The 21,807-nt window shown below is 41.6% G+C and carries 18 protein-coding genes; 8 read left to right on the top strand and 10 right to left on the bottom strand.

Annotation, left to right across the window (positions count from 1 at the left end; all coding sequences use genetic code 11):
* Positions 1-296: 296 nt before the first annotated feature.
* The 7 genes from prfA (at position 297) to miaA (ending at position 7,397) form a co-directional block, all read left to right on the top strand.
* Complete coding sequence (gene prfA, locus WKT20_RS01485) at positions 297-1,406, top strand: peptide chain release factor 1 (RefSeq protein WP_117700754.1); 1,110 nt, start codon at positions 297-299, stop codon at positions 1,404-1,406.
* A gap of 70 nt (positions 1,407-1,476) precedes the next feature.
* Positions 1,477-2,301: an orotidine-5'-phosphate decarboxylase gene (gene pyrF, locus WKT20_RS01480; RefSeq protein WP_340416708.1), complete on the top strand. Its 825-nt coding sequence runs from the start codon at positions 1,477-1,479 to the stop codon at positions 2,299-2,301.
* A 271-nt stretch (positions 2,302-2,572) separates the two neighbouring features.
* Positions 2,573-3,613, top strand: coding sequence for a UDP-3-O-(3-hydroxymyristoyl)glucosamine N-acyltransferase (gene lpxD / locus WKT20_RS01475; protein WP_117672510.1), 1,041 nt, complete (start codon positions 2,573-2,575; stop codon positions 3,611-3,613).
* A 4-nt stretch (positions 3,614-3,617) separates the two neighbouring features.
* On the top strand, positions 3,618-5,003 hold the full coding sequence (locus WKT20_RS01470) for a bifunctional UDP-3-O-[3-hydroxymyristoyl] N-acetylglucosamine deacetylase/3-hydroxyacyl-ACP dehydratase (RefSeq protein WP_340416707.1): 1,386 nt from the start codon (positions 3,618-3,620) through the stop codon (positions 5,001-5,003).
* Between the two features lies 1 nt (position 5,004).
* Positions 5,005-5,772 (top strand): acyl-ACP--UDP-N-acetylglucosamine O-acyltransferase, encoded by a 768-nt coding sequence (gene lpxA / locus WKT20_RS01465; protein WP_118243397.1) that lies wholly within the window; start codon positions 5,005-5,007, stop codon positions 5,770-5,772.
* A gap of 45 nt (positions 5,773-5,817) precedes the next feature.
* On the top strand, positions 5,818-6,375 hold the full coding sequence (locus WKT20_RS01460; protein WP_007563307.1) for an IS1096 element passenger TnpR family protein: 558 nt from the start codon (positions 5,818-5,820) through the stop codon (positions 6,373-6,375).
* 110 nt (positions 6,376-6,485) lie between these two features.
* Positions 6,486-7,397: a tRNA (adenosine(37)-N6)-dimethylallyltransferase MiaA gene (gene miaA, locus WKT20_RS01455; protein ID WP_340416706.1), complete on the top strand. Its 912-nt coding sequence runs from the start codon at positions 6,486-6,488 to the stop codon at positions 7,395-7,397.
* Here the strand turns inward: miaA and WKT20_RS01450 are convergent.
* Genes WKT20_RS01450 through WKT20_RS01440 form a run of 3 tightly spaced genes read right to left on the bottom strand, consistent with a single transcriptional unit; the run spans position 7,384 to position 9,068 of the window.
* Complete coding sequence (locus WKT20_RS01450) at positions 7,384-8,400, bottom strand: AI-2E family transporter (protein WP_118163341.1); 1,017 nt, start codon at positions 8,398-8,400, stop codon at positions 7,384-7,386. The genes miaA and WKT20_RS01450 overlap by 14 nt on opposite strands.
* Before the next feature lie 24 nt (positions 8,401-8,424).
* The gene (locus WKT20_RS01445) at positions 8,425-8,766 is read right to left on the bottom strand and encodes a hypothetical protein (RefSeq protein ID WP_340416704.1); all 342 of its coding nucleotides are present in this window, start codon (positions 8,764-8,766) and stop codon (positions 8,425-8,427) included.
* A complete protein-coding gene (locus WKT20_RS01440) occupies positions 8,766-9,068 on the bottom strand; it encodes an FtsB family cell division protein (RefSeq protein ID WP_007563314.1) in 303 nt (100 codons plus the stop codon). Before WKT20_RS01440 ends, WKT20_RS01445 begins: the two co-directional genes overlap by 1 nt.
* Positions 9,069-9,188: 120 nt before the next feature.
* On the opposite strand from WKT20_RS01440, the gene WKT20_RS01435 reads away from it, so the two are divergent.
* The gene (locus WKT20_RS01435) at positions 9,189-11,027 is read left to right on the top strand and encodes a DNA polymerase III subunit gamma/tau (RefSeq protein WP_340416703.1); all 1,839 of its coding nucleotides are present in this window, start codon (positions 9,189-9,191) and stop codon (positions 11,025-11,027) included.
* A gap of 88 nt (positions 11,028-11,115) precedes the next feature.
* Here the strand turns inward: WKT20_RS01435 and queF are convergent, their stop codons facing one another.
* From queF to WKT20_RS01400, 7 genes are all read right to left on the bottom strand, one after another.
* Complete coding sequence (gene queF, locus WKT20_RS01430; protein WP_007563319.1) at positions 11,116-11,574, bottom strand: preQ(1) synthase; 459 nt, start codon at positions 11,572-11,574, stop codon at positions 11,116-11,118.
* Between the two features lie 2 nt (positions 11,575-11,576).
* Complete coding sequence (gene queC / locus WKT20_RS01425) at positions 11,577-12,242, bottom strand: 7-cyano-7-deazaguanine synthase QueC (protein WP_007563321.1); 666 nt, start codon at positions 12,240-12,242, stop codon at positions 11,577-11,579.
* Positions 12,243-12,247: 5 nt separating this feature from the next.
* Positions 12,248-12,934: a queuosine precursor transporter gene (locus tag WKT20_RS01420; protein WP_007563322.1), complete on the bottom strand. Its 687-nt coding sequence runs from the start codon at positions 12,932-12,934 to the stop codon at positions 12,248-12,250.
* A gap of 192 nt (positions 12,935-13,126) precedes the next feature.
* Complete coding sequence (locus WKT20_RS01415; RefSeq protein ID WP_340416702.1) at positions 13,127-14,662, bottom strand: arylsulfatase; 1,536 nt, start codon at positions 14,660-14,662, stop codon at positions 13,127-13,129.
* Between the two features lie 4 nt (positions 14,663-14,666).
* On the bottom strand, positions 14,667-16,481 hold the full coding sequence (locus WKT20_RS01410; protein WP_340416701.1) for an alpha-L-fucosidase: 1,815 nt from the start codon (positions 16,479-16,481) through the stop codon (positions 14,667-14,669).
* A 78-nt stretch (positions 16,482-16,559) separates the two neighbouring features.
* Complete coding sequence (locus tag WKT20_RS01405; RefSeq protein WP_340416700.1) at positions 16,560-18,443, bottom strand: RagB/SusD family nutrient uptake outer membrane protein; 1,884 nt, start codon at positions 18,441-18,443, stop codon at positions 16,560-16,562.
* A 10-nt stretch (positions 18,444-18,453) separates the two neighbouring features.
* Entirely contained in the window at positions 18,454-21,672 is a 3,219-nt protein-coding gene (locus tag WKT20_RS01400) for a SusC/RagA family TonB-linked outer membrane protein (protein WP_445323255.1), read from the bottom strand.
* Positions 21,673-21,807: the final 135 nt, after the last annotated feature.

The raw sequence follows: 21,807 nt of genomic DNA, 5'->3' as shown, positions 1-21,807 counted from the left end.
AAGGATGTCTTATAGGAATCGGGCTACTCGTTTTATATTGTATCCTTACCTATCTTAGCATAAAATTTGACTCCCCAATTCTTAAAACGATAAGTTTCGGGATACCAGGATTCGCCTCTTCATATGTTTTTGGAAAATACTTTGGTATTAAAGATTTTCAATGGAAAGCCCAAAGAGATTTACCTCTTATCTTGCTTGGATTCATAGTATTCATTTTCTTTACTTGGATAGCCTATGGTAGATTATGGTAAATAACTACCTTTTCAATAACCCAACTGTATAAGCATTCCACTAGAATGGCAGAAAACAATACATTATTAGAAAAATTAGAAGGCTTAGTATCACGCTTTGAAGAAGTGTCCACACTAATTACAGACCCAAACGTGATAGCTGACCAAAAACGATACGTCAAACTGACCAAAGAATACAAAGAGCTGGGCGACCTGATGGCTGCCCGCAAGGAGTATCTTCAATGTCTCAACGGCTTGGAAGAAGCCAAAATGATGATGAGCGAGAACGATCCGGAGATGAAAGAAATGGCTCGTGAAGAAGCGGCCTCCTGTGAAGCTCGTATTCCGGAACTGGAAGAAGAAATAAAATTATTGTTAGTACCGGCAGACCCGCAAGATGACCGAAATGCCATTCTGGAAATCCGTGGTGGTACGGGAGGTGATGAAGCTGCTATCTTTGCAGGCGATTTGTTCCGCATGTATTCCAAATACTGCGAATCAAAAGGATGGAAACTGGAAGTATCCAGTGCCAACGAAGGAGCTGCGGGTGGCTTTAAAGAAATTATCTGTTCGGTAACAGGTGAAAAAGTATACGGTACACTGAAATATGAATCTGGTGTACACCGCGTACAGCGAGTTCCTGCAACTGAAACTCAGGGACGTGTACACACCTCGGCTGCATCGGTAGCCGTACTTCCCGAAGCCGAGCCATTCGATGTAGAAATCAACGAAGGTGAAATCAAATGGGATACATTCCGAAGCGGTGGTGCCGGAGGTCAGAATGTCAACAAGGTAGAATCAGGCGTACGCTTACGTTACAACTGGAAAAACCCCAACACCGGTATCGTAGAAGAAATCCTCATAGAATGTACGGAAACTCGCGACCAGCCGAAGAACAAGGAACGTGCTCTCAGTCGTTTGCGTACATTTATTTATGACAAGGAACACCAAAAGTACATTGACGACATTGCTTCCAAACGTAAAACCATGGTAAGTACTGGTGACCGTTCAGCTAAGATACGTACTTACAACTATCCACAAGGACGTATCACTGATCACCGCATCAATTATACCATCTACAACCTAGCCGCCTTCATGGACGGTGACATTCAGGATTGCATCGACCACCTGATTGTAGCTGAAAATGCAGAACGATTAAAAGAGAGCGAATTATAAATACGCATGTACGATTTTATCCCACCCCGCGTACAAAAGAATACATTATTACCATTAAAATAAACGTGTCATGAACAAACATGAATTATTTGAAAACATCAAAAAGAAAAAATCTTTTTTGTGTGTAGGACTTGATACTGATATAAAGAAAATCCCGGAACACCTTCTGAAAGAAGAAGATCCGATTTTCGCATTCAATAAAGCTATCATTGATGCGACAGTTCCCTACTGTATCGCTTATAAACCCAACTTGGCTTTTTATGAAAGTATGGGTGTGAAAGGTTGGATTGCATTCGAAAAAACCGTTGAATACATCAAGAAGAACTATCCAGACCAGTTCATCATTGCTGATGCAAAACGTGGAGACATCGGTAACACTTCAGCCATGTATGCCCGTACGTTCTTTGAAGAACTGAATATTGATTCTGTAACCGTAGCTCCTTACATGGGAGAAGACAGCGTAACTCCATTCCTTACTTACGAAGGTAAATGGGTTATCCTACTGGCACTAACTTCCAACAAAGGCTCACACGATTTTCAATTGACTACTGATACAGAAGGCGAACGCCTGTTCGAGAAAGTATTACGCAAGTCACAAGAATGGGCTAACGACCAGAACATGATGTATGTGGTAGGTGCTACCCAGGGACGTATGTTTGAAGATATCCGCAAAATCGCTCCAAACCACTTCTTGCTGGTACCTGGTATCGGTGCCCAGGGTGGTTCACTGGAAGAAGTCTGCAAATACGGTATGACTAAAGAGTGCGGATTAATCGTTAATTCAAGTCGCGCCATAATTTATGCTGACAAAACAGAAAACTTTGCCAATGTAGCTGCGGAAGAAGCTAAAAAGGTACAACAGCAAATGGAAAAAGAGCTCGCTGCTATTCTTTAAGAAACAATTAGTTTCCACATACAAAGGAGTACAAAGATTCTCAACAGGAATTTTTGTACTTCTTTTTTATCATATAAAAACAACCTTCCGAAGCGTTTGTTATACGATACCAATGAAAATTAATGGTCGTTTCAGGCAAATAATTGCTTTTTTTCACGGATATGTAAAAAAAAAATACGTAATTTGCATAATTAAGTAGTAAGTATGCTTTTTCAGGCAACTAAATATTGAAGAACAACCAAGGAAAACCAAGGAATTAAAGATAACTAATATGGAGTTCTCAGCTAAGCAAATTGCGGAATACATCCAGGGAATTATAGTTGGTGATGAAAATGCCACAGTACACACCTTTGCCAAAATTGAAGAGGGTGTACCGGGAGCATTATCCTTTCTATCCAATCCTAAGTACACTCATTATATCTACGATACGAAATCTTCCATTGTACTGGTAAATAAAGATTTCGAACCTGAACATGAACTTCAGACCACACTTATCAAAGTGGATAATGCATACGAGAGTCTGGCCAAACTCATGGCGTTATATGAAATGAGTATCCCCAAGAAACAAGGTGTAAGTCCGTTAGCATCCATTGCAGAAAGTGCCAAAATTGGAAAGAATGTGTACATCGGTCCATTTGCGTGCATCGAAGACGGGGCTGAAATTGGAGACAATGTATGTATACATCCGCAGGCTACCATCGGAAGCAATGTGAAAATAGGCATGAACACCATTATTTATCCTCATGTAACCATCTATCAGGATTGCAGAATTGGGAACAATTGTATTCTTCACGCCGGAGCCGTAATCGGTGCCGACGGATTTGGTTTTGCTCCGGGAGCAGATGGCTATGAAAAGATTCCACAAATAGGAATTGTGGAGCTGGAAGACAATGTAGAAGTTGGTGCCAACACTTGTATTGACCGTGCCACAATGGGACATACACTTATCAAACAGGGAGTGAAACTGGATAATTTGATTCAGGTTGCCCACAATGTGGAAATTGGGAAACACACTGTGATGGCATCACAAGTAGGAATTGCCGGTTCTGCCAAAATTGGCGAATGGTGTATGTTCGGAGGTCAGGTAGGAGTTGCCGGACACATCAAGGTGGGAGACCACGTCAATGTAGGAGCACAGTCTGGTATTCCAGGAAATACAAAATCAAACACTACATTAATGGGTTACCCAGCAATTGACCCGAAACAGTTCGCTCGTTCTGCCGCTATCTATAAAAAATTACCGGATATGTACGTAGAACTCGGACGCCTGCAAAAGGAAATTGAAGAATTAAAAAAACAACTAAATAAATAAACCCATGTTGAAACAACAAACCTTAAAAGGCAGCTTTTCACTCAATGGAAAGGGACTCCATACGGGAGTTAAACTGACCGTTACGTTCAATCCTGCCCCAGAGCACTACGGGTATAAGATACAGCGAATTGATTTGGACGACCAGCCCATATTAGATGCTGTAGCAGAAAATGTGGTAGACACAACCCGTGGAACAGTTTTAGCAAAAAACGGGGTAAAAGTTAGTACCGTAGAACATGCGTTAGCTGCATTATACGCAGCAGGTATAGATAACTGCTTGATTCAAGTCGACGGACCAGAATTTCCTATTTTGGATGGAAGTGCCAAAGCATACGTAGAATGCATCAAGCGCGTAGGCATCGAAGAACAAGCTGCTCCGAAAGACTATTACATCATCAAGTCAAAGATTGAATTCCGTGATGAAGAAACAGGTTCTTCTATCATTGTACTTCCTGATGACAAGTTCAGCGTCAATACACTGATTTCATACGACTCTAAAATATTGACCAACCAATATGCTACGTTGGAAAATATGGAGTGCTTCCCTACAGAAATTGCTTCAGCACGTACTTTTGTGTTTGTTCGTGAAATTGAACCGTTGCTGAATGCTGGACTCATCAAAGGAGGTGACCTGGATAATGCCATTGTTATTTACGAAAAACAAATGACACAGGAGAACTTTGATAAGCTAGCTGACGTAATGGGAGTTCCTCACATGGATGCCAGCCATTTAGGGTATATCAACCATATTCCATTGGTATGGCCTAACGAACCTGCACGTCATAAATTATTGGACATTATAGGTGACTTAGCATTGGTTGGTAAACCAATTAAAGGAGGTATTATTGCTACACGTCCGGGACATACCATTAACAATAAATTTGCACGTCAGCTGCGGAAAGAAATCCGTATGCATGAGATACAAGCTCCGATTTACAACTGTAATGAAGAACCGTTAATGGATGTAAATCGTATTCGAGAATTACTGCCTCATCGTTATCCATTCCAGTTGGTAGATAAAGTCATAGCTATAGGAGCAAACTATATTGTCGGTGTTAAGAACGTAACATCTAATGAACCATTTTTCCAAGGCCATTTCCCGCAAGAACCTGTAATGCCTGGTGTGTTACAAATCGAAGCAATGGCTCAAGTAGGAGGCTTGCTAGTTTTAAACTCAGTAGACGAACCAGAAAAATACTCAACCTACTTCTTGAAGATAGACAACGTAAAGTTCCGTCAGAAAGTGGTTCCAGGCGATACTTTAATTTTCAGAGTTGAATTGATGGCGCCTATTCGCCGCGGAATATCGACTATGAAAGGATACGTTTTCGTAGGTGAAAAAATTGTCTGCGAAGCTGAGTTTATGGCACAAATTGTAAAAAACAAGTAACATGATCAGTCCTTTAGCATATATAGACCCAGAAGCTAAAATCGGGGAAAACGTAGAAATAGGCCCTTTTGTCTTCATTGATAAAAATGTAGTCATTGGTGACAATAACGTCATTATGCCCAATGCAAATATATTATATGGTTCTCGCATTGGGAGCGGAAACCGCATTTTCCCCGGAGCAGTAATTGGAGCCATTCCACAAGACTTGAAGTTTCACGGAGAAGAAACCACAGCAGAAATCGGCGATAATAATACCATTCGTGAAAACGTAACCATCAATCGTGGCACAGCCGCCAAAGGTAAAACCGTGGTAGGTAATAATAACCTGCTGATGGAAGGAGTACACGTAGCCCATGACACGATTGTAGGAAGCGGATGTATTATTGGCAACCAGACTAAAATGGCAGGAGAAGTGATCATCGATGATAATGCCATCGTAAGTGCTTCCGTACTGATGCACCAGTTCTGCCGTGTAGGAGGCTATGTGATGATTCAGGGAGGATGCCGTTTTAGTAAGGATATCCCGCCTTTCATCATTGCCGGACGTGACCCGATTGCTTATTGTGGTATCAATATTGTAGGCTTGCGACGCAGAGGATTCTCCAACGAATTAATCGAAAACATCCATAATGCTTACCGTATTATCTACAACAGCGGAAAGATGGTGACAGATGCCATAGAAGAAATCAAGCGAGAAGTTCCAATGAGCAAAGAAATTGAATACATCATTTCATTCGTGGAAAACTCACAGCGCGGTATCATCCGATAAAAAAGATTTTGTATATTTACCCCATCAACAAAAGACAAAAAGAAAATGGTATACAAATTTAGAATCATATCTGACGAAGTCGATGATTTTTTGAGAGAAATCCAAATCGACTCTGAAGCTTCTTTCTACGACCTGCACGAAGCTATTCTGAAATCAACTGGATACAAAGATGACCAGATGACTTCTTTCTTCATTTGTGACGATGACTGGGAAAAAGAAACAGAAATAACCCTGGAAGACATGGGAAGCGGCAGTTCGGAAGAAGATACATATATCATGAGAGAAACTCCTTTAAGCGAATTGCTGGAAGATGAAAAACAGAAGATGATATATGTATTTGACCCGCTCGCTGAACGTGTATTCTTCATCGAACTTTCAGAAATCATCACTGGAAAAGATTTGGACAAGGCAGTATGCACTCGTAAAAACGGAGAAGCTCCTCAACAGACCATTGATTTTGACGAACAAATGAATACAAACGCGGCGCTCGACCTTGACGAAAACTTCTATGGCGATCAAGACTACGACATGGAAGACTTTGACCCGGAAGGTTTTGACATCAACGAAGGAAGCGGAAATCCTTATGATGAAGATAAATATTAAACAGAGTTGACACGCAGTTACATCAGTGTAAAACAATATAAGAAATGTCATCCTGGGTCTGACTCAGAATGACATTTTCTTTTTTTTCTACCGACTATACTCGCACACAAATGAAAAAGCCCGTCCTTATCGTACTTATTGGTCCTACCGGTGTAGGAAAAACAGAATTGAGTCTTTCCATTGCCGAAAAGTATCATACCTCTATCATCTCTTCAGACTCTCGCCAGCTGTATAAAGACCTGAAAATTGGTACAGCATCACCTACTCCCAATCAGTTGAAGAGAGTACCTCACTATTTTGTAGGTACCCTTGAACTGACCGATTACTACAGCGCAGCCCAATTCGAGGCGGAAGTACTAAAGAAGTTGGAGGAGTTATTCAAAACTCATCCGGTAGTAGTGATGACTGGAGGTTCCATGATGTACGTTGACGCCGTCTGTAAAGGTATAGACGATATTCCTACGGTGAATAAAGAAACACGCGAACTGATGTTGCGCCGTTATGAAAGTGAAGGTCTGGAGCAACTTTGTGCAGAACTGCGGGTACTTGATCCGGAGTATTACCGTATTGTAGACCTGAAAAACCCTAAGCGGGTAATTCATGCACTTGAAATCTGTTATATGACGGGAAAAACCTACACTTCATTCCGCACCCGCAACACCAAAGAACGTCCGTTTCAAATCATCAAAATCGGACTCACACGCGACCGTGAAGAACTATACCAGCGCATAAACCAACGGGTAGATGAAATGATAAAAGAAGGATTGCTGGAAGAAGCCAAAAGCGTATATGCTTACAAGCACCTCAATTCACTCAATACCGTTGGCTACAAAGAGATATTCAATTACCTGGATGGAGAATGGAAACTTCCTTTTGCGATAGAAAAAATCAAGCAAAACTCACGCATTTATTCCCGGAAGCAAATGACTTGGTTCAAGAGAGACCCGGAAATCACATGGTTCCATCCTGCACAAGCGGAAGAAATTATGAAATTCCTAGAAGAACGAATCAATCAGGCGTAGCCGATTGGTTATCTTCCAGCAAGAATTCTTTCCGGAACATATCCACAAACAGAAGGAACAGCGATACGAGCAACGGACCAAATACCACTCCCATAAAACCAAATAAAGGAAGACCAGCCACTACACCGAAAATCGTAATCAACGGATGCACATCCGCCATTTTTTTCTGAAGCAGGAAACGAATCAGGTTATCGCACTGTGAAACGATGATAGCCCCATATCCCAGCATCATCAGAGCGTTCACCCAGCTCCCTACAATCAGGAAGTAGATGGTAATTGGCACCCATACCAAAGCAGTACCCACCAAAGGAATTACCGAAGCAAAAGCTGTCAACATGGCACTTAGAAATGGATTGGGGGCATCGCAAATCAAATAGCCTCCTAATGATATAAATCCTTGGATAATGGCCAGCAAAGGAATACCAATGGCATTGGAACGCACCATCAGCTGCACTTTCTTCAGTACTTCAATCTTATTCTCTGCCTTAAAAGGCAACAGTGTGGAGACATAGTGTTCCATAGATTTTCCTTCATAAAGCATAAAGAACAACAGCATAATAGCTACGCACAAGTTAACCAGCAGATCGCTCACTCCACTCATCACCGACTGCCCGATGGAAGAAGCTTGTGATACAAAGAACGACAGACTTTTCTCCGACAAAATATCAAAGCCGGTACGGTCTTTGATAAAATCAATCACATGCCATGCCGGACGAATGATAGCCTCCGTATCAAAGTGCATCTTTGAAACCTGACTAACCAGTGCCCAGCCAAACAAAGAAAGTGGTATCAGAATGAAGAGTGTCACTCCAATTGTCACCAGCCATACAGCCAATGCCGGCTTCATCTTGGTCTGAAGCCAGAAAGTGACATTCCGCAACAGCAAATAAAGCGTAAATCCTCCCAAAATACCGTTCAGAAACGGCTGTGCCTGGCGGAACAGCAAATACCCCAATCCAAGGATAAACACAATCAGTGAATATTTCCAATACCTTTCTTTCATGATTCCTTGATTTAAACTGTTACATTAATTCTCTTTTGCTTCTTCCTGCGGAATACGGAATGCCGTGTAAAGTTCCAATACCGCGGCCACCGTAAGGCACACAATCCATTCATTCCGTTTCCACAGCAACATGATTACCCCTGTCAACACCAGCAACATAGCTCCCAAAAGCTGCTGACGGTGCAAACGACGGATAATGATATTCTTTCCTTTATAATCAGAAACCAACTGTACGTAGGCAAACAAACAAGCCCCTACGAGATACACATACGGAGCCCATGCCAGTTTTACGAACTGCAATATCAAGCCAATAAACAACACAATGGCTCCCACTACAGCCAGTTTATCCTTCATCTTTGATTCCATCACTTGTCTTCTTCAAAAATAAAAATATCCTCATTTTCTTTCTTCATCAGGTATTTTTCACGAGCCACCTTCTCTAATGCTTCCTTATTGGAGGTAATCTCCTTCAGCAATTTGCTATCCTCTTCATACTGCTTCCGGTAACGCTCTATTTCCGTATTCAACTGATGAATTTCACGTTTATGTGCAATGCGGCGTATCAGACTATTTTCATCCAACACTCCGATAATCAACAGAAAAGCACCGATGGTTACCCAATACTTATGCCTTCCGATAAAAGCCCATATATTAGCCAGTTTACCCATAAAATACACACTTTATTACCCTTGCAAAGATAGAAATTATTTCCTAGCAAGCCCATGACAAGAAAGAGATTTTATGTACATTTGCAGAAATATCAAGGAATCAAACAAAAGAATCGACACATGGAAAATTATATCGTATCGGCACGCAAATACCGCCCCTCTACTTTCGATACCGTAGTGGGACAACGTGCATTGACCACGACCCTGAAAAATGCCATTGCCAATCATAAACTGGCGCATGCCTACCTGTTCTGCGGTCCGCGAGGAGTAGGAAAGACCACCTGCGCCCGTATCTTTGCCAAGACCATCAACTGTCTTCACCCGACCAGTGAAGGAGAGGCATGCAACGAATGTGAGTCATGCAAGGCTTTCAACGAACAGCGTTCCTATAATATCCATGAGTTGGATGCGGCCTCCAACAACTCAGTCGAAGACATCCGTTCCTTGATTGAGCAAGTACGCATCCCGCCTCAAATCGGCAAGTACAAGGTGTATATCATCGATGAGGTACACATGCTGTCTACCGCCGCATTCAATGCCTTTCTGAAGACACTGGAAGAACCGCCTCAGCATGCCATTTTCATTCTGGCCACCACTGAGAAGCATAAAATTCTTCCCACCATCCTGAGCCGATGCCAGATTTACGACTTTAGCCGCATCACGGTCAACGATACGGTGGAACACCTGGAGAACGTAGCCCGCAAGGAGCACATCGAAGCCGAACCGGAAGCCCTGAACGTTATTGCACAGAAAGCCGACGGGGGTATGCGTGACGCCCTCTCCATCTTCGACCAGGTAGTGAGCTTCACCAACGGGCACATCACCTACCAAAGTGTGATTGAGAACCTGAACGTACTGGACTACGAATATTATTTCAAGCTGACCGATTTCTTCCTGGAAAATAAAGTAGCCGAATGCCTGCTCACGTTCAATGATATTCTTCGAAAAGGATTTGACGGCAACCATTTTATCACGGGACTGACTTCACATTTCCGAAACCTGCTGGTAAGCCGCGACCCGTCTACCCTGCAACTGCTGGAAGCCGGTGCTTCTATCCGGGATAGATACCAGGCTCAAGCGCAGAAATGTACGCCACAATTCCTGTACAAAGCCATGAAGCTGTGCAACGACTGCGACCTGAACTACCGGCAAAGCAAGAACAAACGCCTGCTGGTAGAGCTCACCCTTATTCAGGTAGCACAACTCACAGTCGAACCGGAAGATGCCGGAAGTGGGCATGGCCCTAAGAAACAGTTATCTCCCGTCTTCCATACGGCACAAGCCAGTCAGCCTGTAGCCCCACCCGCACAAGCGACTCCGGCAGCTACAGCTCCGATCTCTCAGCCGACTCCTCAGCCTCAACCGGCGGCAGCAAGTGCACAACCTTATACAAGCACCTTGCAGCAATCGGAAGTACCCTACACCAAAAGCAGTCCACTGCCCAAAGTCAGTACGGAAAGAAAGGCACCTGTCATCAAAGCCGGCAGTTTAGGCATGTCTATCCGCAAGACACAGACGGCCTCCGCAGAACCAGCTGCACGAACAGCATCCAATGCGCCTGTGCAACAGCCTGTGGCAGAGACATGGGAAGATTACATGTTCAATGAAAAAGACTTAGGCTATTACTGGCGTGAGTTTGCCAGTCTGCTACCTAAAGAGGAGGCTGCCAATGCCGGACGCATGATGAACATGCACCCTCACCTGCTAGCCGACCAGCAGACATTTGAAGTAGCGGTGGACAATGACATGGTTCAGAAATACATGCAGCAACTGGCCCCGAAGATAGAAGCCCATCTGCAAGAGAAACTGCATAACCGCAAAATCAGAATGACTACACGGGTAAGCGAAGCCAACGAAAATGTACGTGCCTATAGCCACGTAGAGCGTTTTCAGATGATGAGCAAGAAAAACCCCAGTCTGCTGAAACTCAAGGAAGCCCTCGGCCTGGAACTTTCCTGATGCCGAAGTATCCATAAAAATACGGGCGGAGAAACATTCACATGCTGTTTCTCCGCCCGCATTCTTTTATATTTCAGCAAACTCCGGCTTACAAATCATGATTCTTCATCCGATACTCAGCCAGTTCCTCGTACTTTGTTCCCGGACGACCGTAATTGCAATACGGATAAATGGAAATGCCGCCACGTGGAGTAAAGATACCCGTCACCTCAATGTATTTCGGATCCATCAGTTTAATCAAGTCTTTCATAATGATGTTCACACAGTCTTCATGAAAATCGCCGTGATTACGGAAACTGAACAAATACAGCTTCAAGCTCTTGCTTTCCACCATCTTCACATCCGGCAGGTAGCTGATACGAATTTCCGCAAAATCCGGCTGCCCCGTAATCGGGCAAAGACTGGTAAACTCCGGACAGTTAAAACGTACCCAGTAATCATTCTCCGGATGTTTGTTTACAAACGATTCCAGCACCTCAGGCGCATAATCCTGCTTATATACTGTTTTCTTATTCCCCAACAAAGTGAGTTCGTCTTTTCTTTCCATTCTTACTTATTTTGTTTTGAAGCCAAATATTTTTCCAATCCCTCACGGCGCAATTTACAAGCCGGACAATGTCCGCACCCGTCACCCGGGATTCCATTGTAACAAGTCAGTGTCTCGTTTCGAACCAAGTCAAGCACTCCCAGTTCATCGGCCAGCGCCCAAGTCTGCGCCTTGTCAATCCACATCAGCGGTGTATGAATCACAAACTGTTCTTCCATGGCCAGATTCAGTGTCACGTTCAGCGACTTGATAAATGAGTCCCGACAATCGGGATACCCGCTGAAATCCGTCTGCGATACCCCCGTCACCATGTGATGGATACCTTTCTCACGCGCATAAACCGCTGCAATGCTCAGGAAAAACAAGTTTCTTCCCGGAACGAAGGTATTCGGAAATGAATCTTTCGGCTTTTCCTCATCCATGTGAATAGACGTATCTGTCAGAGAGTTTTTCCCCAGGTGGCCGATAAACGACACATCCATGACTTCAAACTCCACCCCGGCTTTCCGTGCAATTTCACGCGCCAGTTCCACTTCCTTTTCATGCTTCTGTCCGTACAGAAAGCTCAGTGCATATACTTTCTCAAAATGCTTTTTTGCCCAGAAAAGACAGGTCGTAGAATCCTGCCCGCCACTAAATACGACGAGGGCCTCCTTATTATTTACCATATTTCTTAGATTTCCTTGATTCTTAATACATTATACGAGATATGCTCGTCATATACATCTGTATCATCCACCCGCTTGATGTACTTCACTACACGAACAGTTACCGGCAGTACAATCACTTCATACAAAGTCTTGAGTACCACCTGCACCAGCATCATCTTGGCCAGCTCACTCACCGGCATCAGTCCGCCAAAAGCCAGCGGGAAGAAAATCAGCGAGTCGGCTCCCTCTCCGGCTATGGTCGACAATACGGCGCGGGCAGAGAAATTCTTTCCGTGTGAAGCCACTTTCATGCGACTCATCACATACGCATTGATAAACGAACCAACCAGAAAGGCTGTCAGACTGGCTACCGCAATTCGAGGTGCCATGCCGAATACGAAATTGAAGCTTTCTTCTCCCTCCCAGAACGGAGCAGCGGGAAGAGCCACTGCCAACTGTCCCATGGCCACTACCATGAAATTCATGAGGAAACCCATCCAGATAATCAGACGCGCCTTACGGAAGCCCCATACTTCGGCAATACAGTCATTAATAATGTAAGAAATCGGGAAAACAATGAGTCCGGCAGTTACAGAAATCGGACCCAGCTGTACGACTTTGGTTTCTAACAGATTGGCTGCCACCAGGCAGACACAAAACACAATGCCCAAAACCATAAAAGGCACTGATACGAGATTTTCTTTCTTCATCGCTCCTGTTTTTTACGTGGTGTTCTAGAATACACGACCGCTATTCACGGCATCGCATGTAAATGTTCTTTTTTAATCGGCTGCAAAGATACAAAGAAATTTTGAAATCAATCAGAGCTCATCTGCTATTTCTGACAAACAATAATAGTAAGGGCTGCTTCATATTACCACGCAGCCCTTACTATTATAGATTCATTCCTTATACGGTAATGTAATAGGGAACATCGCATTTTCACGATGTTCTTTCCTAATTATATCCATCATCTGTTGCACAATATCCTGATGTAAAGCAGCCATATCATGGTCTTCATGAATATCTTCCGCCAAATTATAATGATGAGGAACTCCCTTTTTTACAACTAATTTCCAGTCGCCCATACGCACAGCAATCTGGTCTGTTTCATGAAACTCCCAATAAAGGTAATCATGTTTCAGCTGTTTCTCATTATTTCCCAACAAAGTAGGAGCAAATGAAATTCCATCAAAACAATCACCTTCAAGTTTCTTGTTAATATACTTTTTAGGGAAATTTTTATCACCAGCCAATTCGCAGAAAGTCGGCATAATATCATAAAAGGCAAGCTGATGATCATTCACGCAACCTGCTTGTATCTTACCAGGCCAACGCACTATAAAAGGAATTCTGATACCACCTTCATAACATTCACGTTTCAAGCCACGCAATTTTCCATCACGTCCAAAGAAGTCTGGATCAGCTCCTCCCTCCTCGTGAGGTCCGTTGTCACTACTAAAAATAACGATAGTATTTTCATCCAGCCCCTTCTCTTTTAATTTAGCCAGTACCTCGCCAACATATTTATCAAGACGCGTAATCATACCAGCAAATTCAGCATGTGTATGCACTACCGCATTATACCTTGACCATTCGTCTCCTCCCCAAGTCTTATCTTGAAAGAACTTTTTCTTATAATACTTCAGAATTGAATCATTGGGCTGCGCCAGTTCGGCATGAGGCAACGTATAGGTAAAGAAGCCATAGAAAGGCCGACTTCCATCCTGAGCGTCAATCCATTTCAAAGCTTCCTGATGAATCATGTCGGCTGAATATTGTGAACGTTTCTTATAATCATCCCCAAACATCGGATATTTAATATTCTCGTCCATCACCACACGTATGGTAGCCGTATCACCTTTCGACTTACTAAATCGGTTCAAAAAGTTTGGATAATACAAATGCGCCTGAAACTGGCAAATGAATCCATAATATTCATCTATGCCACGCTTATCCGGCGTAGAACATGACCCTTCATATCCTCCAGCCCATTTGCCAAACATGCCGGTAGTATACCCATTCTTCTGCATAATTTCAGGAAGAATAATATGGTCCGGATCGTATGGCTCCTGCCCCACCACAGTATATTCTTTATTCACACCATACTCCATCAAAGGTACGTCCTTCCAATATTCTTTGTTCCCACGCACATGAGAATGTCCAGAGTGCTGTCCAGTCATAATGGTGGCACGTGAAGGGGCGCTAACAGGACTGCCAGCATAGGCTTGTGTAAACCGCATACCTTCCTGAGCCATACGATCCAAATTGGGAGTATTTATATATTTCTGACCATAACACCCCAAATCGCCATATCCCATGTCATCGCATAAAATGAAAATTATATTGGGCTTTTCATTCTTTCCAGCAGCCTGCAACGGAGAAATACCCGCAGCCAACAGCCCCGAACAACATATTAAGTGATTTACTATTTTCATATATTTATTTTACTATAATACCTATTTCTTCCATTTCTATTTTTGCCGGCTTATCTTCAGGTGACACAGCGTCTATTTTTATAAACCGAGCCTTTACAGATTTAGGGAATTGAACTGTCTGTGGCAATGGATTATGCATAATATTACTGAATTCACCATTCGTAGGAACCAGCATCCAATTTTTACCGTCAACGCTATTAAAGAATTTGTATTTATAAGCCATGTCCGGTTTAGCCAAAGCATCCTTCGGTACATACGTAAATGAACAGACTTGGAGTACCTTCCCTAAATCCACGACTAAAGGTACATCGCTCAATTTTGTCCACGAGGTACGAGGCCAGTTATTCCAGGAAACTGTCGAGACTTCGTCTTCAAGTACAGGTGCATAATATGCAGCCACATTCATAATTTCCGCCTCCAACCGTGTATTTACCAAACGTATTCTAACAGAATCAGCTATAACCTCCGGAAAACGCAACATTCTTTTATATCCCACGGTAGTTCCCTCGCCTACTTCTTTCCAGCCTGATTTCTCCCGTAATTCTACCTTAAACTTTTCTATTCGCTGCCCATTCGCAATATTTTCCTGTAACATCACTACATTCAGTCTGGATTGTGCTGCAAGAGCATACGTACGGCTGTTTCCACCTTCTGCCTTCCACATAATTTGTCCGTCTATCACCTTATTATCACCAAAAACTCGTTCCCGATAAACTGCAAATTCTTTCAAACGTTCCACATCCTTCTCATGAATAAGCCCACGCGTATCAGGTGGTACATTTAACAACAAAACCGAATTATATCCAACCGACTGAAAATAAATATCCGTAAGATGTTTTAAACTTTTCACCTTCTCATTTTCTTCTTCATGCCAAAACCATCCGGGCCGAATTGATACATCCACTTCCGACGGATACCAGAAAAGTTCCTTAGCATCGACCAGCATTTCCCTACTTCCTAAATCTTTTGCTTTTGGAAATACTCCCAATGCTTTGTTATTCTCTGCAGAACGTGCATAAATACCTGGTGTCAATACCGTTGCACTCCACTCCGTTTCCCTTCCTATTCCCTTTTCATTGCCGACCCATCTTACATCATCCCCCATAATTGCCATAACAGCCTTTGGCTGCAATCGCTGTATTGTTTCATAAAATGCGTCCCAATCATATTCCTGTTTTTTACCGTTGGGTCCCTCACCATTAGCCCCATCGAACCACACTTCATGTACTTCACCATAGTTTGTCAACAATTCAGTCAATTGTGTTATAAAAAAACGATTATATTCAGGTGAATTTCCATAACATTTGGCATTTCTATCCCATGGAGAAAGATACACGCCAAATTTCATGTCATATTTTGTACATGCATCCCTCAGTTCCTTTACCACATCTCCTTTACCATCTTTCCATGGCGAAGATGCAACTGAATGTGATGTTGTCTTTGTGGGCCATAGGCAGAATCCATCGTGGTGTTTGGCCGTAATAAGCACCATCTTAAAACCTGATTCCTTTAAGACGCGTACCCATTGCTCTGCATCCAACTCTGTCGGATTAAATAATTGAGGTTCTTCCGTTCCATCCCCCCACTCTCTACCCGTAAAAGTATTAATTCCAAAATGCAAAAATGCCGTAAGTTCCATCTGTTGCCATTCAAGCTGTTGAGGAGAAGGTACAAGATGGGCAGCCATGCTGACTTTCTGTTCCAACGTAGCCTCTTTTGGAAACACCAGATGTTTTACAAAACGAGGTTGAGAGCGCTCTCCACATGCCCCTAACGCCAGTAAGCCTAAAGCTACTGCCAGATATTTCATGATGTTCATAAAAGATATATTATAAATTGTGAAAAGCCCGCCATATTCTGACGGGCTCCTGTTAAATTCTATACTCTGTTAAGTTTATTACCATCCCGGATTGTTTGGCGCCAAATTTGGATTCAAAGCAATTTCATTTGTAGGTATCTGATAAAGATAATACTTATCAAGCCATCCCTTTCCTGCTTTTACAGGATCGTTATACATATAAATATAACCTTCTGTTTTAGTATTATCTGCAAATCCCGTATTTAAGTCAACAAATGTACCTTGTTCGCCAATCTGGTTTTTTGTTGCCCACTGACCATATTGAAGTTTGTTCACATACCAGTCTGCAACTTTCCATCTTCTGACATCGTAGAATCCAAATCCTTCTCCCATCAGTTCTATCATACGTTCACGTCTGATTTCCCACAACACAGGATCTACTCTTGGATCTCTATTCGGATCAAAATTAGCATCAACCTGGCTCACATCCATTTTTGCAATTTTACCGAACTGTGTTCTCAGACGGTTAATAGTTGCTTCCGCTACATCTTGATCAAATTGATTTAACTCATACTTTGCTTCTGCATAGTTCAGCATCACTTCATCAATTTTGAAAAGAGGTACATCCGATGTTCCTTCATTTTCTCTAGAATTGTCCCATACGTTATAATAACGGTACACATAATTTCCACTTCTTGCCACTAAAAATCCTTGTCCACCATTATTTGTAAAGAAATGAGGTACTTCTTTCAGAATAGAAGCACTCCAATTCATCAATGGCAAAACCTTGTGCTTACCAGCCTCTCCAGGACCACCACCATATCCCGTAACAGTAGTGCTACCCATCATATCAATATACTCTTTACTTGCCTCATCTGCAGGTTCCCAAGATGTATCGCCTGGACCAGGTATTACTTTATAAGGAGGAGCAACTGTTTCTAAAAGACGACGGTCACGCTTCCTAAAGGTAGAATACATTGTTTTATCCGTCTTTCCCCATTCATAATCACTGCTTCGGTTGATAGTTTTTCCATCTGTACAAAGATACATATCAATAATATGCTGCGGCATTTCCACATTGTGAGTAGAAGTACGTTCAACATGAGAAAGAACGTAATTCGTCATCTCTTTTGTCACATATTCTTTATACAATATAATACCATTCATACCTTTCAAGTCTGAAGTAAGCATTTCTCCCCAATCTGAATGCAAATCAGGGAAGGAAGCCATCAGTTTCTCTGAATAAGTCACGCAATCTTTAAAATAAGATTCATAATCACCCAATTCATGGTATTTTCTCCATGAACCTTCGAACAAACAGAATCTTGACAACAGTGCTCTTACGACATGCACGTTGATAGTATTTTCTCCATCACCATTTTCTTTAATGTGCTCTTCAGCATATTTCAAGTCTTTCAATACATTATCTGCGACCTGTTTTCTAGGAGTTCTTGGACCATAAGCTGTTTCAGTATCATTATCACTTAAGGTTTTATCAATCCATGGGACATCACCAAATCTGGCTATCAATTCAGCATAATAATAAGCACGGAAAAAATACCCTACTGAACGCCAATGTTCTTTTTCTTCATCCGTCATAGAGGAACCATCAATATTATCCAGCATAACATTTACATTTCTCACATAAGAGAAGTCCCATCCATTTCCAGATGCAACACTTGCTATATTCTGAAATGCATAAGGGTTACCGCTTCCCTGGCGTTCCATTAAATAACCTGCATAAATATCGCTCTTGTAACTTAATGCACTGCTATATCCTCCAACCCCCGGTCTTCTCAGGATGTTATCATTTGTAAATACACCATACAGCCCCCATGCGTATGTTTTAAACGTATTGTAATTACTAAACACAGTACTTTCTGTAAGTTCAGTATCAGGATACTGGTCCATAAATGAATCGTTACATGAACTCATAGAAAGAGCCACTGCAACTGTAGCTATGCTATATATAAATTTTTTCATATTCGTTTGTTTATAAAGTAACATTAATACCAAATGAAATTGTACGGAAGAAAGGATATCCCCAAGACAAACGTTCCGGATCATATCCGTCAGGTAAATGATGGAATGTATGCAAGTTTTCACAGCTCACAAATGCTTTCAAAGATGAAAGATGAATTGGAGTAATCAGCTGTTTCGGGAATGTATAACTTAATGTTACATTCTTAATTCTCAGATATGCACCATTCAACAAATATTTCGTCTGTGTACGTTTGTTATAACCTGCATTTTCCATCTGTCCATACAATCTAAAATATTCAGCATTCGGATTGACAGGCTCCCAGTCTCCATTTGCTGCATCTTTCGGCTGCCAATAATCAAGCTGATCACTAAAAATCTGTCCAAACTGTCCAGAATCAAACGGCCATCTACGGGCATCACTAATCCATACATCTCTTTTTCCGACTCCTTGTAAGAGGATGCTCAAATCAAATCCTTTATAATTTACACCTAATCCAACACCATACTGCATTCTCAGAGCATCATTTCCTATTATCTTTCTATCACCTGGATTGGCTAATGTTCCATCACCTTCATCAATCTGGTTAGTACTATTCTCGTCGTCGCGTAAATTTTTGTATTTGATGTCACCTGGACGAGGAGAAACACCTTGAACCGTAGGAACATTATCTTTTAAGATCCAAGCATTAGTATCCTTAAAATCATCAACTGTATAGAAACCATCTGTTTCATATCCCCAGATAGAACCTATTTCATATCCCTCATAATAATTGTTCGTACCATCACTCTTCTTGATGATCTTTGATTCATTATTGTATTTTGTAACTACAGTCTTTGAATCATACAAATTGAAACTAACATTATACCCCCAATCACCAATCTGATCTCTCCAACTTAATGCAAGCTCCCATCCTTTTGTTCGAAGGTCTGCTACATTCTGCAAAGGAGCTGATGCACCAATTAATGCAGGAAGTTCCAATCCGGGTGCAAGCATATCTTTTGTATCTCTACGATACCAATCGAATGTACCATGCAAACGTCCATTAAAAGCTGCCACATCAAGACCAAAGTCCAAAGTTTCAACGGTTTCCCATGTAAATATCTCACTAACAAGTCCCGGAGACTTCACTGAAGCCGGTTTTTGACCATTCACGAGCCATGGAATATCATTCTTTGCATAAGAATCCATGATAGGAGTATATTGATAAGGATTAATAGCTTGATTACCAATCTGCCCCCAAGATCCTCTTAACTTAAGTTCACTCAAGTAATTTCCAATCACTTTTTCCATGAATGATTCACGGGCAATATTCCATCCTACAGATACAGATGGGAAAAATCCAAAACGATTTTTCTTCGGGAACTTGGATGAACCGTCATAACGCCCATTCGTTTCAATCAGGTATTTCCCTTTATAATCATAATTAATACGGTAGAAGGCTCCACGTACAGTATACACTTGATGATCTTCAGTTATCACCTTATTTTCACCAACAGAGGTGTTATGAGAAGGATATGAATCATTAATCATATCGTATGAATACGCATATAAGCTTTTATAATCGCTCGATTCCTGATTAAAACCTGCCATAACAGACAAATTGTGAGCATCATTAAACGAATGACTATAAGTAGAATACAAGTTGATTGCATTATAATCAGTTGAACCTTTCGTAGATTCTAAGGTAGAAGTATTGGCTGTCTGTATTCTTGCCAACTCCACAGATGTATAATCCCGCACAGCCTTATTCTTGCGGCGGTCTGTAGTTGTTTTATCAAATGTGTATTCAAACACAATATCCCATCCTTTTAAAGGTTTTATCACCGTCTTCGATAAAATACGAGCATTATCCGTAATAGTATTATCATCTGTAGCCAGTTGCAAGATGTTATAAGGCGTATTGGTCAAAAGTTCCGTCCCATCAGCCAAAGTCAACGATCCTTCAGGATATACTCCCGGAAGTCTCATATCATATAATCCAGTCTTATCAGAAGTAACAGGCATATTCCTATCACTTTGAGCATAGCGAATATCAACAGACTGTGTCAACCAAGAAGTTACCTCTGCAGAAACATAAGCACTTCCTGTCATACGACGATATTTATCTTTATCTGTAGCCAAAATACCCTTTTCACTAGAATATCCAATTGACATTCGATAATTAATCTTGTCAGTTCCACCACTTAAAGAAGCATTATGTGACTGCAAGAATCCAAAATCGTCTAAAATGTTATCATAAATTTTTTTATCATTCAGATAATAATTCAACCCGTCTTCAGGGCTCACATAAACTCCATCTCCAGTCGTTTTAAAATTTCCTGGATTTTTTTGATATTCTTGCAAATATCCCATCCATCGCCGCATATCCTGACCTGTATAATATTTACCAGCATTAAACTCAGCATCCAAATATGCTTGCATCCATTGAAGAGAAGTTGCAGTTTCTGGTCTATTAATAGATTTCTGAAAACCAAAATTGTTATTATAATTTAATTGTGCTTTCTGTCCTGTTTTTCCTTTTTTTGTAGTGACAAGAATCACGCCAAATGCAGCTCGTGCACCATAAATTGCAGAAGATGCCGCATCTTTCAATACTGAAATACTTTCAATATCTTCGGGATTAAGCATATCAATATCGCCCGGAACATTATCGATAAGTACCAACGGAGAACCACCATTGATTGAGGTTGTTCCACGAATATTAAATGTCTTAGCCTGACCTGGTCCTGCCGCATCTCCATTAGGCGTAATCTGCAAACCAGGCATTGTACCTTGCAATGCACTCATAGCATTTACTACAGGACGACTACCCAGCACATCATCCATCTTTACTTGTGAAACAGCTCCCGTTAAATTTTCTTTCTTTTGAGAACCAAATCCCACAACTACCACCTCTTCGAGAGCCTGAGTATCTGTTTTCAACACTAGATTTATAGGCTGTCCATCCCATACAATCTCTTGAGATTTATAACCGATGTATGAAACTTCAATTACATCACCTCTCTTCAAATTACTCAATGTAAAGTTACCATCAATATCGGTAATTGTACCATTGGTAGTACCTTTCACCACAACTGATGCACCGATAATAGACTCACCGGTTTCATCCTTTACAACACCTTTACAGATGTTACCCTGCTGAATGACATTGACTCCTGCCACATATTCACCCGATACAGATGAAGAAAAAGCAGTTTCAGCCGATAATAGGCCTAAAGAACACAGCATATAAGCTGCCTTAATGTTTTTAATCATAGTATATTTTAAATTTTGGGTTTAAAATGCCAATTTAAGGTTTTCTTCTCCTAATTTTAAAAGTCTTAATAAACCACAGAGTAGATTAGCTTATTTTAGACTTATATA

Origin of the sequence: Phocaeicola sp. ICN-14070, from assembly GCF_037892625.1 — a bacterium.
Lineage (GTDB): Bacteria > Bacteroidota > Bacteroidia > Bacteroidales > Bacteroidaceae > Phocaeicola > Phocaeicola plebeius.
The sequence above is the reverse complement of the archived record's forward strand: the minus strand, read 5'-3'. Positions and strand labels throughout refer to the sequence as shown.

Bases quoted from the DNA above. Each gene is read 5' to 3' on its own strand.
- prfA (WP_117700754.1), top strand. From the start codon at position 297: ATGGCAGAAAACAATACATTATTAGAAAAATTAGAAGGCTTAGTATCA.
- pyrF (WP_340416708.1), top strand. From the start codon at position 1,477: ATGAACAAACATGAATTATTTGAAAACATCAAAAAGAAAAAATCTTTT.
- lpxD (WP_117672510.1), top strand. From the start codon at position 2,573: ATGGAGTTCTCAGCTAAGCAAATTGCGGAATACATCCAGGGAATTATA.
- WKT20_RS01470 (WP_340416707.1), top strand. From the start codon at position 3,618: ATGTTGAAACAACAAACCTTAAAAGGCAGCTTTTCACTCAATGGAAAG.
- lpxA (WP_118243397.1), top strand. From the start codon at position 5,005: ATGATCAGTCCTTTAGCATATATAGACCCAGAAGCTAAAATCGGGGAA.
- WKT20_RS01460 (WP_007563307.1), top strand. From the start codon at position 5,818: ATGGTATACAAATTTAGAATCATATCTGACGAAGTCGATGATTTTTTG.
- miaA (WP_340416706.1), top strand. From the start codon at position 6,486: ATGAAAAAGCCCGTCCTTATCGTACTTATTGGTCCTACCGGTGTAGGA.
- WKT20_RS01450 (WP_118163341.1), bottom strand. From the start codon at position 8,400: ATGAAAGAAAGGTATTGGAAATATTCACTGATTGTGTTTATCCTTGGA.
- WKT20_RS01445 (WP_340416704.1), bottom strand. From the start codon at position 8,766: ATGGAATCAAAGATGAAGGATAAACTGGCTGTAGTGGGAGCCATTGTG.
- WKT20_RS01440 (WP_007563314.1), bottom strand. From the start codon at position 9,068: ATGGGTAAACTGGCTAATATATGGGCTTTTATCGGAAGGCATAAGTAT.
- WKT20_RS01435 (WP_340416703.1), top strand. From the start codon at position 9,189: ATGGAAAATTATATCGTATCGGCACGCAAATACCGCCCCTCTACTTTC.
- queF (WP_007563319.1), bottom strand. From the start codon at position 11,574: ATGGAAAGAAAAGACGAACTCACTTTGTTGGGGAATAAGAAAACAGTA.
- queC (WP_007563321.1), bottom strand. From the start codon at position 12,242: ATGGTAAATAATAAGGAGGCCCTCGTCGTATTTAGTGGCGGGCAGGAT.
- WKT20_RS01420 (WP_007563322.1), bottom strand. From the start codon at position 12,934: ATGAAGAAAGAAAATCTCGTATCAGTGCCTTTTATGGTTTTGGGCATT.
- WKT20_RS01415 (WP_340416702.1), bottom strand. From the start codon at position 14,662: ATGAAAATAGTAAATCACTTAATATGTTGTTCGGGGCTGTTGGCTGCG.
- WKT20_RS01410 (WP_340416701.1), bottom strand. From the start codon at position 16,481: ATGAACATCATGAAATATCTGGCAGTAGCTTTAGGCTTACTGGCGTTA.
- WKT20_RS01405 (WP_340416700.1), bottom strand. From the start codon at position 18,443: ATGAAAAAATTTATATATAGCATAGCTACAGTTGCAGTGGCTCTTTCT.
- WKT20_RS01400 (WP_445323255.1), bottom strand. From the start codon at position 21,672: ATGCTGTGTTCTTTAGGCCTATTATCGGCTGAAACTGCTTTTTCTTCA.